9 protein-coding genes are annotated in these 13246 nt (G+C 46.1%); 7 read left to right on the top strand and 2 right to left on the bottom strand.

The features are described from left to right. Nucleotides 1–417: 417 nt before the first annotated feature. Together AC0L6N_RS12390 and AC0L6N_RS12385 are read left to right on the top strand one after the other, a co-directional pair. On the top strand, nucleotides 418–3069 hold the full coding sequence (locus AC0L6N_RS12390; protein WP_473474921.1) for a TonB-dependent receptor: 2652 nt from the start codon (nucleotides 418–420) through the stop codon (nucleotides 3067–3069). Nucleotides 3070–3619: 550 nt separating this feature from the next. Beyond that, complete coding sequence (locus AC0L6N_RS12385; RefSeq protein ID WP_473474919.1) at nucleotides 3620–4123, top strand: DUF2059 domain-containing protein; 504 nt, start codon at nucleotides 3620–3622, stop codon at nucleotides 4121–4123. A gap of 208 nt (nucleotides 4124–4331) precedes the next feature. On the opposite strand, the gene AC0L6N_RS12380 is transcribed toward AC0L6N_RS12385, so the two are convergent. Then, complete coding sequence (locus AC0L6N_RS12380) at nucleotides 4332–5288, bottom strand: MBL fold metallo-hydrolase (protein ID WP_473474918.1); 957 nt, start codon at nucleotides 5286–5288, stop codon at nucleotides 4332–4334. Nucleotides 5289–5444: 156 nt separating this feature from the next. Here AC0L6N_RS12380 and AC0L6N_RS12375 point away from each other — a divergent pair, with 156 nt between their 5' ends. Continuing rightward, complete coding sequence (locus AC0L6N_RS12375) at nucleotides 5445–6566, top strand: DUF2855 family protein (RefSeq protein ID WP_011575615.1); 1122 nt, start codon at nucleotides 5445–5447, stop codon at nucleotides 6564–6566. A 31-nt stretch (nucleotides 6567–6597) separates the two neighbouring features. Here AC0L6N_RS12375 and AC0L6N_RS12370 read toward each other — a convergent pair whose 3' ends face one another. Beyond that, entirely contained in the window at nucleotides 6598–7095 is a 498-nt protein-coding gene (locus AC0L6N_RS12370; RefSeq protein WP_011575614.1) for a DUF2244 domain-containing protein, read from the bottom strand. A 181-nt stretch (nucleotides 7096–7276) separates the two neighbouring features. Here AC0L6N_RS12370 and AC0L6N_RS12365 point away from each other — a divergent pair, with 181 nt between their 5' ends. The 4 genes from AC0L6N_RS12365 (at nucleotide 7277) to AC0L6N_RS12350 (ending at nucleotide 12859) form a co-directional block, all read left to right on the top strand. Beyond that, the gene (locus tag AC0L6N_RS12365; RefSeq protein ID WP_473474915.1) at nucleotides 7277–8254 is read left to right on the top strand and encodes a sulfite exporter TauE/SafE family protein; all 978 of its coding nucleotides are present in this window, start codon (nucleotides 7277–7279) and stop codon (nucleotides 8252–8254) included. Between the two features lie 144 nt (nucleotides 8255–8398). Beyond that, nucleotides 8399–9472 (top strand): formate dehydrogenase accessory sulfurtransferase FdhD, encoded by a 1074-nt coding sequence (locus tag AC0L6N_RS12360; protein WP_473474913.1) that lies wholly within the window; start codon nucleotides 8399–8401, stop codon nucleotides 9470–9472. A 74-nt stretch (nucleotides 9473–9546) separates the two neighbouring features. Further along, complete coding sequence (locus AC0L6N_RS12355) at nucleotides 9547–11856, top strand: FdhF/YdeP family oxidoreductase (RefSeq protein ID WP_473474911.1); 2310 nt, start codon at nucleotides 9547–9549, stop codon at nucleotides 11854–11856. Nucleotides 11857–12088: 232 nt separating this feature from the next. Further along, nucleotides 12089–12859, top strand: coding sequence for a tetratricopeptide repeat protein (locus AC0L6N_RS12350; RefSeq protein ID WP_473474909.1), 771 nt, complete (start codon nucleotides 12089–12091; stop codon nucleotides 12857–12859). The last annotated feature ends 387 nt before the right edge of the window (nucleotides 12860–13246 follow it).

Below are 13246 nucleotides of genomic sequence, written 5' to 3'. Positions count from 1 at the left end.
AGGTCTTTGATTTAAAATTAAACTCACAGCTTCACTCCCCTGCGCCCACTCTGTTATTAACATATTTTGACTCATTCTAGCTAATTCGCACGCAATCATAAATTGAACATGCCGATAACTTTCTCTTCCATTTATATAGAAAGTTAAGCAAATGTCTGCGTTCAAATTTTGTTCTAATTGCATAGTTATGCAATGTTATGTCAGAGACTGTAAGGGCAATGTCAGCAGATAGTAAATTATTGTTTGAAAGCCGTTTTTTTAATCCGTTTGATTTGATTCATTTCTACTCTCAGTGCTTAATTTCGCGCTTGGGTGTATCCCATAAATAACATACAGACACGCAGTGTCACTCATAAAATAATAAAGAAAATGCATTCATGTGATTTATGTTGCATGGGTCCATGTAGGGAATTTGAAATGTTTATCAAGAGTGCTCTAACGCAGTCGATCCGACTTTCATTACTGGTTACAGGCTCAGCCATGCTGCTACCTAGTGGCATGGTTGCAGCGCAAGAAACTGACGATCAGGCAAAATCAGTAGAAAAGATTCAAATAACAGGCTCGCGTATAAAGCGCACCGATTTAGAATCCGCTAGCCCTGTTTCCATAATCAGCGCCGAAGATATTACCTTAGGTAGCTTTACCTCCGTTGAGCAAGTGCTGCAGCAAAGTACAGCATCAAGCGGTATGGCAACGGGGGCTGCAACCAATAACGGGGGAGCAGGGGCCGCGCGTATTAACTTACGTGGCTTAGGCACCAGTCGTACACTTGTGTTAGTCAATGGCCGAAGAATGGTGAATTCAGGTACGGGGGCTGATTCTTCCGTGGATCTAAACACCATCCCGTTAGCGGCAATTGAGCGCATTGAAGTGCTAAAAGACGGTGCATCTGCCGTGTATGGCTCTGACGCCATAGCCGGTGTTGTGAATATTATTACCAAAACCAATTTTGACGGTATTGAGTTATCCATGGGGTACGCTGGCTCAGATGAAGGCGATGCCAACACAGCCGATATCAGTTTGGTCACAGGTGGCAGCAGTGAAAAAGGCAATTTTGTGTTGGGTTTAAGTTATGTCGATCGTGGTAAAGCGATGCAAGGTGATCGTGGATTCTCAGCCTGTCCAGATAACGACTTCGATGATTCAGGTGCATGCGTCAGTGGGAGTTCATACATCCCAGGCGGCAACTACAACTCAGGAGACGGTTGGGGAACCCTAGACAGTGATAAGAACTGGACAGAGGGCTACAACGCCTATAACTACGCTGATAGCTCGTATCTATACACACCGCAAAAGCGGATAGGCCTATTTGCCAATGCGAATTATAATATCAACGAAGACACACAAATTTATGTAGAGTCGTTATATACCAAACGCACATCTACTCAGCAAATGGCCCCATCGCCCATTGAAGCCATATTAACCGCTGACGCCACAGGCAATCCTTTTGGCACAGCGACCTCTATGCGCCGGCGCATGACAGAAGTAGGCGATCGCGTGTTTGACCAAGTCACAGATACCTTACGAGTGGTGATGGGCGCTCAAGGTGTATGGGGTGTTGGCTCAGGTTATGACTGGGATCTTTCCTACTCGTATGGCCGAAACGATGCCACAGACCGTTCCTCCAACTACATTAATTTAACCAAGCTTTACAACACCATGGACGCGTCAATTTGTAATGACGTTAGCATTCCCTGTCAAGATTGGTTCGTTAATGAAGGTGAGCTTTCTAGCGATACCATTGACTATATTTCGTACACGGACCAAGCCAGTGGCGGTAACGAATTCAATATCGTAAACCTTAACGTTACTGGTGATTTGTTCGAGCTTCCAGCTGGTTTTGTTGGTTTTGCAGCAGGCGCTGAATATCGCCGTGAAAAGGGTTGGTATCAGCCAGATGCAGTGATCGTCGCCGGGGATGGCAGCGCATCAGCGCAAGAGCCAACATCAGGGGATTTTGACACCACGCAAATTTACGCTGAATTTGCTATTCCGCTTTTGACCGATTTGCCGTTTGTGAAAAGTTTATCGGTTGATGCAGCCGTGCGTTGGTTTGACTACAGCACGTTTGATTCCGACACCACTTGGAAGTTAGGCCTAAGCTGGCATGTAAATGACGATTTAATGCTGAGAGGTGTGGCCTCTACCGCGTTTCGCGCCCCAACGGTCGACGAGCTTTACGGCGGCGATGTTGGCTCATACGATTATTTAACCGATCCCTGTTCAGGGTATGGCGCTGGCGATCCGAGTTCAAGCCTGTATCAAACCTGTGCGGCGCAAATTAATAACGCCAACTTTGTGTACAGCGACGGCCAGATTGAAAACACCTACACCACTGTGGCCAATTTGAGCCCAGAGGAAGCCGATACCTTTACTCTAGGTTTGGTGTACAACCCTCATTATATCGAGGGCTTATCCGCCACGATTGATTACTTCAATATTGACGTGAGTAATGCGATTTCACGTATCTCTACCCAAACCTATTTGGATCAATGTTACGCCGGCGAAACATCCTACTGTAACGTGCTAAACATCACGCGGAATGAAATCACGGGCAACATCGATTACATGGAATCGCCCCTGACTAATGTGGGAACGGTTGAAACCCGCGGCGTTGATATGAACATGACCTACGTGTTCGAAGCCATGGGGTACGATTGGGGCGTCAACTTAGATGCTACCCGCCTGCTTGAATACACAGAAGACGAGGTGGAATACACGGGTAAGATTGATGGTACGAACGGCGGATTCGCCAAATGGAAATCTAACCTAGGCATCAAAGTGGGGCAAGATGATTGGACCGCAAGCTACAAAATCCGTTACATCGGTAGCATGACAGATGATTACTACGCTGCTTATGACTTAGTGCAAGACGTAAGCTCTGTGACCTATCATGACTTAGCCGCGCAATATTTTGTGAATGACACGTGGTCAGTCTCAGCAGGTATCGACAACGTGTTTGATAAAACACCGCCCTACATATACTCATGGAATAATGCCAATACCGTACCCGAAGTATATGACGTAATGGGCCGCTACTATCATGCCAAGGTCACAGCACGCTTTTAAACTAGAAAGCAAACAGGCAATCGAGCATTTAAGATGCGTCAAGCAAAAATCCGGTAAAGGTTATTTACCGGATTTTTGTGTGTTATCCAATCAATAAACAAACCAGTGATAAAGCCAACATTTCTGTTCTGCAGCTGTCTGAGTGTCGGCAATATTAAAGAAAGGAGCACCAATTTCGTTTGACGACTCACTAGTATCCTTAAAATAGTACCTTCAAAAGGTGGTGATTCGCCTATCCCCAGTTATTCATAAATATTACTCCTATCATTTGAATACGGTAGAACTCAAAAAGTCAGAAAAATCCAGTGTATGTGTCATTAGACTCGACGATATATTTACGATGGATGAATAGGTTGTTTTTTTACTCGTTCCTGTCACGATTTTTTGTACGCAATGTAAGCAAATAGACGCAAAAATAGTTTATGCTAGGGGCGTTATTAACTGAAATACTTAGTTTTAATTGATTTTGATAGCGCAGGTATAAGGATCACGAATTAAGTAATTTTGAATACGCGGGGCGTTATTTACCCTCAAACCTAAAGGATTAAAAATGAAAGTACGAATTTTACTGTTAACCTTATTATGCATCACTTTTGGCGCTCAGGCCGAGACCAAAGCGAGCCGTGAATCGGTTGAAAAATTGATGATGTTAACGGATGTATCGAAAATTATGGATGCGATGCAAGGGCAGGTGAGCACTATGTTTAATAACATGGCCACTCAAATGAATATTTCTGAACCAGAAAGGCCCGCCTTTGAAAAATACATGGGAAAGATTGATCAATTGCTCAAAGAAAAAATGACCTGGGAACAATTTAAAGAGCCCATGATCAATGTGTACTTAACGCATTTTAATCAGCATGAAATTGATGGTTTAATTGAATTTTACAAATCAGATGTCGGTAAAAGCATGACACAGAAAATGCCTTTAGTGATGCAAGACTCAATGATGGCGGGTCAACAAGCTATGCGCAGTCTAATGCCTGAAATACAAGCAATTGCCCAAGACATGCAGAGCGAAATACAACAGGCTCGGCAGCAAGACAGCGAGTAACTAAGCGGCTTGTTAATAAACTTTATACCAATCTTTGTGGCAGGCTTTATAGGTTTGTCATACTTAAGAAAGTAGCAAAAAGCGGTCTCATTCCGTGTTCTTATTTCACTGAATGAGATGGCTTTTTCATATCAAATGTTTAAGAGTTAAGACTGTACTTCAGTCATAGTACTTCATATCAAGCCGTTCTCGCTAAACTGATGCTTCTTCAAAACGTCGCCATATCTGTTGCCAGCTCTACTGTGCCAGTATAGTGCTGCTGGATAAAGCCAAGCGTGGCTTCGCTGTCATTACGTGTGCGATTCATAAAGTGGGATAACACCACGCGATTTGCGTTCGCTTGTTGGGCTATTTTACCAATATCCAGTGGGCGCATATGTAAATTGATAGCAGCGCCAGATGCACTTTGCGGTACAGCATTGTGCATAACCAAAATATCACTGTCTTTAGCCAAAGTAGCTAAGGTATTGTTTTTGTTACTCATATCACCTGAAAAGGTAATGCTGCAGTCACCTATGTCAACGCGCCAAGCAATGGCAGCAATAGGGCCATGATGTACTGGGCTGGCGGTGACAATGATGTCATCACTGATCTTTTGGCTGTGCTGTTTTATTGGCGTCAGGGGAATGTTTTGCGCGTTGATATGATAGTCAGCTTGGCTGGTGGGTTGGGTATAATCACTTAAATAAGCAAAAGCCCCATCGCCTCCCATTAGGCTTGCTAAATACTCGCTGGTATTCGGCATCATGGCGTTCCCCTCAGGACCGAACACGGTTAAATCTTCACTGCGTGAGGTGAAGTAAGAGCCCTTGACGTAGGCGGGTAAATCGCCGCTGTGATCCACATGTAAATGGGTTAGCAATATTCCTTGTAAATCGGCGAAGTCCGCCCCTGATGCGCCAAAATTAACGCTGCTGCCAGGACCTGCATCAATTAACACCCGCGCTTTATCGTTATGCCAAATAAGGTAGCTGGACGAAACACGCCCATCGTCTAATTCTGGGCCACCAGAGCCCAGCACTTGCAAGGTAACATCTTGCTTAGCACAACTTTGGGTAGGCGCTGAGTGAGCACTAAAACCAGTGGCTAGTAGCAACATTGCTGCGGCGTGTGATGCTAGCTGCTTTGGTGAAATAGAGCGTGATACGGTGTTAATTATTGCCATGGACTGTCCTTGATTTATAAGATTTCTGCACAGAAATTAGTCGCTGTGATGTGCGCGTATTCACAAATATGATGGATTTTGTAGCATAAAAATTTCACTACATCCCTATAATCGTTGCAGATTTCATTGCAGTTTTCTCATACAAGGACACACCTCATGTCAGACAATAAGCTCAACGATACTAAAATAAACAATACACAGATTTGGGTGAACAAAGCAGATATTTCTCAAACCAAAATTGTTAAAGGCGAGCTAGACGCGGCGCAATTGCAAGACGGACAAGCTATTTTAAAAGTCGATAGTTTTGGTTTTTCGGCCAATAACATTAGTTATGCTGTCACCGGCGAAAAAATGGGATATTGGGGATTTTTCCCTGCTGATGAGCAGTGGGGCATTGTACCTGTTTGGGGGTTCGGTACCGTTATTGCGTCCAAGCATCCAAGAGCCGAAGTCGGTGAAGTGGTGTATGGCTATTTTCCTATGGGGACGCATTTGCTGGTGAATGTGGACAAAGCCACTGACGTGAGCTTTTTTGATAATCACCCCCAGCGGGTCAGTAGCTCACCTGTGTATGACAACTACTTACGTTGCGCCCAAGACCCAGCCTACCAAGAAGACTCCCAAGCGTGGTTACTGAATTATCGACCCTTGTTTATGACATCGTTCGTGCTGGACGATTTTGTGGGTGAACACATTACCGATAAAGTGACGACTGTGTTACTCACCAGTGCATCAAGTAAAACGGCATATGGTTGCGCGCATCTATTGATGAAACACAAAGCACAGCGCGGTGGACATTACCGGGTCGTGGGGTTAACCAGTGCTGCGAACAAAGCGTTGACTGAATCGTTTGCTTGTTACGATGACGTGCTCGAATACAAAGATATCGATCAGATAAGCCAAGACGGTGAAAGCTGGGTGCTGGACTTTGCGGGCAATAAGCAACTGCTCTTAGACCTGCAAGATCTATTAGGCGACAAACTGTCTCGCGAGGTCTTTATTGGCGCCACGGACGTGAAATCGCAAACCAATAAACCCAAAGGTAAATTACACGGGCAATTATTCTTTGCGCCTCATCAAGTGAAAAAACGCACAGAAGAGTGGACGCGAGAAGGGTTCAATGAGCGTTACGCGCAAGCGTGGGGAAGTTTCAACGCGCACATGCAGGGCAAAATCGAAGTGGTCGATTACCAAGGTGCTCAGGCGATTCAAGATTTATATCAACAAGGTTTGGCCGGAACACTGAACAACGAAGAAATTAATGTACTCACCTTTTAAGCGTTTGAGACATAAGTGAAATGGTGGCCAGCTACGCTTGCCACCATTTATCGCTTAATACTTGAATGGGTAACGCTTTCAAATGCGCCAGTGCAACCATGCGGTCGCTTTGATTCAAAAACTCTCCAAACGTCACATGCCGCGTATTGTCAACAAAACGCAATTGAATACAATCGTACTTGCTGGTGGCCTCTACTAAGCCAAGGTAGGTTTGATGACGCTTGAAAAGCCAGCTCTTTCGCGGTCTGTAGGTACCCGCTTGCAGTTTGATGTCGGTTTTGCTGATGGTGATGACTTGTTGCTGATAAGTAAAAAGTGACACGCGATAAGAAATAAACCACAGTAATCCCACTTCAATGCCCGCGAAAGGCAGTACTAACCACGCGCCGACAAATGTCCACGCTAACGCAATGCTCATCACGATAAACGCCATAGCACTGATCAATAGCTTGGTTTGCGCCCAGTTGGCGGAACGATTAGGTGATAAGGTCAGCACCCAGCGCTCTTGTGTTTCAAGCAAGCTAACCACAGGGAGTTTGCGCGTTTAACATGCCAAGCGCACACAGCGAAGTTGTGGATATGCGAAGCAATAAGAGTGTGACGATACGCGTGATCATTAAAGGATAACAACCTTAGTAACCTGAATTACTTTGCGCGAATATGGGTTTTCTGGCAAAGTCATGTCGATATCAAAATGTAGTGTAAATTCAATGTTTTCTCAATTTTCTGCTGGGCAAATTCGTAGCTTCTTGATCGCAACCTGGTGCGTCGTTTTGGCGTTTCAGCAAGAGCCTATTCAACTCTTTATCCAGCACGCGGCTTTCGCTCTTTTAGGTGTGATGGGCGCGGTGTTTGCGAACGCCACAGGTGCAGGTGGTGGCGTAGTGTTTGTGCCGTTTTTTAATCAAATGGGCTTTTCACCCGTCGCAACGGTCGCCACGAGCTTTGCCATTCAGTGTTTTGGCATGACGGCGGGGGCAATGACCTGGTGGCGCTTTCATGTGGCGCAAAGCGGTGATGACGTGCAAACAATTGAATACTTCGATGAGACCTCAGGGCAACTTTGTGGTGAAAGCAACACCCATGATAAACGTGCCACGGAAACTCTGCATATCACTCAGTGGCAGAGTTTGTATCCAGTATTGTTACTGAGCATTCCGGCATCGATTGTGGGCTTGCTCATTGCACAGTTTAACCCGAACTGGTTTGGCGTATTCGCCCAGGGTGATAAGTTACACATTGGCTTCGGTGTGTTTTCTATTTTGCTGGCAATCAGCATGTTTTTGATGGTCACCATGGCAGGGCGCAGCACTTTAAAACTACGATTACGCCCGTTAGACAGTATTTTGTTACCGATTATTTGTATTTGTGGCGGCGTAATTACGGCATATTTGTCCATTGGGGTAGGGGAGTTGGTGGCCGTGTATCTAATTATGCGCGGCTTCAATGTGACCTTTTCAATTGCATGTGCCGTTATTTTAAGTGCCGTCACTGTATGGTCGGGTGTAGTGCACCATGTCTTGATGACCCATGCTATTTATTGGCCTGTTGTGCTATTTGCAGGGCCTGGTGCAGTGGTGGGCGGCATATTGGCGAAACGGCTGGTGCTGCATTTCTCGCCCACTCATTTGAAATTGTTTTTCGCGAGTTGGATCTTAGTCTTAGGTGTATCCGGCTTAGTGTTTTAACTAAGTTGCCTTTTAAGCGAGTGCCATTTAACCGAGCTGCACGTTAACAAATTCAAACATTGCTCAACCAGTTCTGCACTTAAAACGTGTTAATTCATCTTATTAAATGCTGAATTAACGACTGATTTATTTTTCTATATAAAGGTGAGCAGAGTTAAAACATTTCCAATAACGCGCCTTGTAACAAAGAACCTTGTTTCGGAACAAGGTAACAGCCTTGAGCTGGTAAAAAGCCTTGAGCCAAAAGATAGCCTTGAGCTGGCAAAAAGCCATGAGCGGGCAAACAGCCAGGGGCCAAAAAACAGCCTTGAGCCAAAAATCAGCCCTGAGCGAGAGCAAAGCTCCGTTGGCCGCTTGGCCATTGACGATATCATCGCCAGTGAAGAGCCTCTGGAAATTTGGTTGAAGCACCCTCTCAAACAGGGCGGTAACGCCAGTTTATTGTTGACCACTATGCGCAGCCCAGGGGACGATATCGCATTAGTGAGGGGGTGGCTGCACACTAGCGGATTGTTAGCAAATAGCGCAGATATTCAAAGCGTTACTCATACCGGTAGTGAGCGAATAAAAGGTAACGAGGCAAATCAGATACTCGTGACTTTACACCCACAATCTGACTTAGATATTACCTCAGCGCATAGCCAAGGGGGAAGTCACATCGAGTACGTTAATTCAGGCTGCGGTGTGTGTGGCCAACGCTCTATTGATGTATTGCTTGATAAAATTCCCCATCGAGATACGCCCAATAACGCTTCGCTGTTTTCGCTGTTTACTAACGAGGTTTTATCTTTAGCCGATGCACTTCGCCAACAGCAAACCGCCTTTGCCGCAACGGGAGGCAGTCACGGGGCTGGGCTGTTTGTACTACCAGAGCATGCTAATCTGAATGCTCCGCAAACAGGAGGAAATAGGCTTATCGATGTGCGTGAAGACATTGGTCGCCATAATGCCCTCGATAAACTGATTGGTGCCAATTTACCCACGCTTCTAGTGGGAAATTCCCCGGAAAAACCGAAGGAGTACGGGGTCGTCATAAGCTCGCGGATCAGTTTCGACTTGGTGCAAAAAGCCGCCATGGCAAATATCAGTATGATCCTAGCCATGGGGGCACCGTCCACGTTGGCTATCGAGCTGGCCAACGAATGCGATATTTGCTTAGTGGGCTTTATTAGCCAAAAACGTATCAACGTATATACCTGCGACCACAGAATTGTATAGTGGCTTGCCTAATCTAAAATCATGACTCAGTGCTTGCCAGTTTCTGTCGGTGAGCGTTGATTTAAGGAGTCAATATGAAAACCGAATCACGCGTGAGTGAAAAGTCACCCTCATTCGACCCATCTGATACGCAGCGCATTGAAATCAGTCAACCTAAAGAGTGGGCCGCCGGAATACCGGCCGTATTATCCGCCTACAAAAATGTGACGACTAAAGCCGGGGCGATTAAAGGGACGCGGCTATTATCTGATCTAAATCAAATAGAAGGGTTTGATTGCCCCGGGTGCGCTTGGCCTGACCCACTTGAAAAACGCGCCACGTTCGAATTTTGTGAAAATGGCGCAAAAGCAGTTGCCGATGAGGCCACTACTAAGCGCGCTGATGCTGAATTTTTTGCTCAGCACAGTGTAAGCAAAATGCGTGGAGAATCAGACCGCTGGCTAAACGACCAAGGCCGATTAGTACAGCCAATGTGGTTGCCAGAAGGGGCAAGCCATTATCAGCCAATCGAATGGGATAGTGCGTTCGAGATGATAGCCACCCAATTAAATCAATTAGATACGCCGGATCAAGCGGCATTTTATACATCTGGGCGTACAGGTAACGAAGCGGCATTTTTATATCAATTGTTGGTGCGAAAATTTGGTACCAATAACCTGCCTGATTGCTCAAACATGTGCCACGAATCAAGCGGAGTCGGCCTAGGCGAAACCATAGGCGTGGGCAAGGGCACAGTAAGCTTAGAAGATTTGGAGCATGCAGAGGCCATTTTTGTGTTCGGCCAAAACCCAGGCACGAATCACCCTCGCATGTTGGCATCGCTGCAAGCTGCGAAACGCCAAGGTGCGAAAATAGTTGCCGTAAACCCGTTGGACGAAACAGGGCTTAAACGTTTTAAAAACCCGCAAGAAGTGTCGGGCGTCATAGGCAGCGGTACTGCGCTGCGCGATGTGTATTTACCGGTCAAAATAAATGGTGATGTAGCTTTGCTAAAAGGCTTATGTAAATCGCTGATTGAGCGCGACAGTCAGCACCAGCCAGTATTGGATCATCAGTTTATCGAGCAGTATTGCCATGGTTTTGATGAATTTAAAACGGACATTGAACAAACGTGCTGGCAAGACATAGAGCAGGGCAGCGGATTGACCCGAGCGCAAATTGAGGCAGCCGCTGACGTTGCATGCGGCTCTAAAAAGACGATTTGCTGTTGGGCCATGGGCATGACGCAGCATAAGAATGCCGTGGCCAATATTCAATTGATGACTAACTTTTTAATGCTACAAGGTAATTTGGGTAAACCTGGCGCGGGCGTTTGCCCCGTGCGCGGCCACAGCAATGTTCAGGGCGATCGCACTATGGGGATTTGGGAAAAACCGGAACCCGCATTTTTAGATGCCCTTGAAAAGGAATTCAGCTTTAGCCCACCGCGCAAAAACGGCGTTGACGCAGTAGAGACAGTACATGGCATGCAAAAGGGCGATATAAAAGTGTTGTTCGCCCTTGGGGGCAATTTTTTCAGGGCCATGCCTGATCACCAAGCCAATGATAAAGGCCTAAGCCAGTGTGAATTAACGGTGCAGGTGTCTACAAAGCTCAATCGCTCGCACTTACACACGGGCAAGCAAGCTTTAATTTTACCCGCCTTAGGGCGCACCGAAATAGACACTCAAGAAAGCGGTATTCAAACCATTACGGTGGAAAATTCCATGGGGGTGATTCAAACATCTCACGGTAAAATTCCCCCAGCATCAACCTTGTTAAAAAGTGAGATAGATATACTTGCGCAATTAGGCGCGCATACCCTTAAAAACGACAGCATAGATTGGTTAGCCTTACGTGCAGATTACCGACTTATTCGTGACCATATCGCTAACGTGATCCCAGGGTTCGAAAACTTTAACCAACGTATTGATGAATTAGGTGAATTTGTATTGCCCAATGGGGTACGGGACGCTCGCACATTTGCCACCGCCACGGGAAAAGCCAATTTTGTGGTGCATGCTATTGAAAGTGTTGAAGTGCCCAAGGGATGTTTATTGATGATGACTATTCGTAGTCACGACCAATTCAATACCACTGTATACACCAACAATGATCGCTATCGGGGTATTCATGGTACGCGCAAAGTCTTATTTATTAATCGCTTGGACATCGAAGCATTAGGCTTAAAGGCCGGTCAACATGTGAGTATCCGCAGTCACTGGCCAGACGATAAGGCTGCGCTACGTGAAGTAAGTGACTTTGCCTTAGTGGAATATGGCATTCCCAGAGGCTGCGCCGCAGCGTACTACCCTGAGACCAACGATTTAATACCTATTGACAGTGTGGCGGATAAAAGCAATACGCCAGCTTACAAGTCAATCGTCATTAGCTTGCATGCTTAGTGCGCGCTCGCTACCTATTGGCGTAGCACATACGTTTAAGCTCGGCGTATAAGTAGAAGCACTGTGCACACGTTTAAGCTATTCCCACGCGTTAAAAATCAGTGCATAGGTAGAGCCACGGCTAAAACGATTGGCTAATCAATACCGTGGACTTTTATCAGTCGCGCTGATAGACAGAGCTTCAAATTGCGAGATAAACACGGTAAACCATAATAAAAAGGCAAAAAAAACAGTGGTCAAAACAATCAACAACAGCGTAATTGGTAACGCGTTACAAGCCCGAGGTCGCACACAAGCGATCTTACTTGGACTTTCATTATTGGCCTGCGCAGCATCATCTACCCTTGCCTGCGCCGAGCCAACCGGTGACGAAGTAGCCAGCCTAGACGGTGGCAATGCTCATCAAGCCGCTTCTCTGGTGTTGGATGCAGGCGTTACACCTGAACTGCACGCCCTGCAACAGCGCTGGGCAAAGGTGAATTACACCTTCAGCGGCGACGAGCAAATTGACGCATTCAAGGTGTTAGTCACCCAAGCAAATGAACTGGTTCAGGACCAGCCTGAAAATGCCGGGTATTGGGCGTGGTTAGGTATTTGCCAATCCACTGCAGCGGCGGCAATTGGTGGGACTGATGCTCTTGGGTTGGCAAAAAAAGCTAAGCTCTCTTTTGAAAAATCTCTTGAACTAGATAACGACGCGCTAGATGGGGTCGCGACATTCTCCCTAGGTACGCTTTATCATAAGGTGCCGGGATGGCCCTTAAGCTTCGGCAGCGATAAACAAGCCAAAAAGCTTTTGATAAAAGCCATTGAGCGTCACCCCGCAAGTATCGACAGTAACTTCTTTTACGGCGAGTTCTTGTTTAATGACGGTGATAGCGAAGACGCGAAAGGGTATTTGCTGCGCGCAAAACAAGCACCGGTGAGACTCGACAGACCCATCGCCGATAAATATCGCCGTATGGCCATAGACGAGCTGCTGGTAAAAATAGAAAACGATTGATGCGACAAGGGGTCATGCATGTGGCTTTGTAGTCTCAGAGTCGCCATAAGCACATAGATAAATAGCTAAGCGCAACATCATGACTGCTCAGTTTGAACCGACATGGGTAGCGTCTTAGTATTAATCTCAATTAGTGATGTGTGTATTTAGCAGCTTCCTCAGTCGTCATTCCCCGGTCGCACCGGGGCAACCTTCCAATTTAAGAGGCAAGAAAGCTTCATCATCTACGATGCGACATGCGGTCACTTTTTTTACCGATACTCATGTTTTACCGATACTCACGTTTTAGCGATACTCATGGATTTGTCTAATCCTAAGTGACTGCCAGCATAATGCCTAGTAGCGGATAGACTGTGTTAAATAGCGGATTCGGTTATACTTTTGCCA

Source organism: Paraglaciecola sp. G1-13, from assembly GCF_055809255.1.
Note: the sequence above shows the minus strand (reverse complement) of the source record. Positions and strands in the feature narration are given on the sequence as shown.

What these genes read in the sequence shown, in the direction of transcription:
- AC0L6N_RS12390 (WP_473474921.1), top strand. Translation starts at nt 418, where the DNA reads ATGTTTATCAAGAGTGCTCTAACGCAGTCGATCCGACTTTCATTACTG.
- AC0L6N_RS12385 (WP_473474919.1), top strand. Translation starts at nt 3,620, where the DNA reads ATGAAAGTACGAATTTTACTGTTAACCTTATTATGCATCACTTTTGGC.
- AC0L6N_RS12380 (WP_473474918.1), bottom strand. Translation starts at nt 5,288, where the DNA reads ATGGCAATAATTAACACCGTATCACGCTCTATTTCACCAAAGCAGCTA.
- AC0L6N_RS12375 (WP_011575615.1), top strand. Translation starts at nt 5,445, where the DNA reads ATGTCAGACAATAAGCTCAACGATACTAAAATAAACAATACACAGATT.
- AC0L6N_RS12365 (WP_473474915.1), top strand. Translation starts at nt 7,277, where the DNA reads ATGTTTTCTCAATTTTCTGCTGGGCAAATTCGTAGCTTCTTGATCGCA.
- AC0L6N_RS12355 (WP_473474911.1), top strand. Translation starts at nt 9,547, where the DNA reads ATGAAAACCGAATCACGCGTGAGTGAAAAGTCACCCTCATTCGACCCA.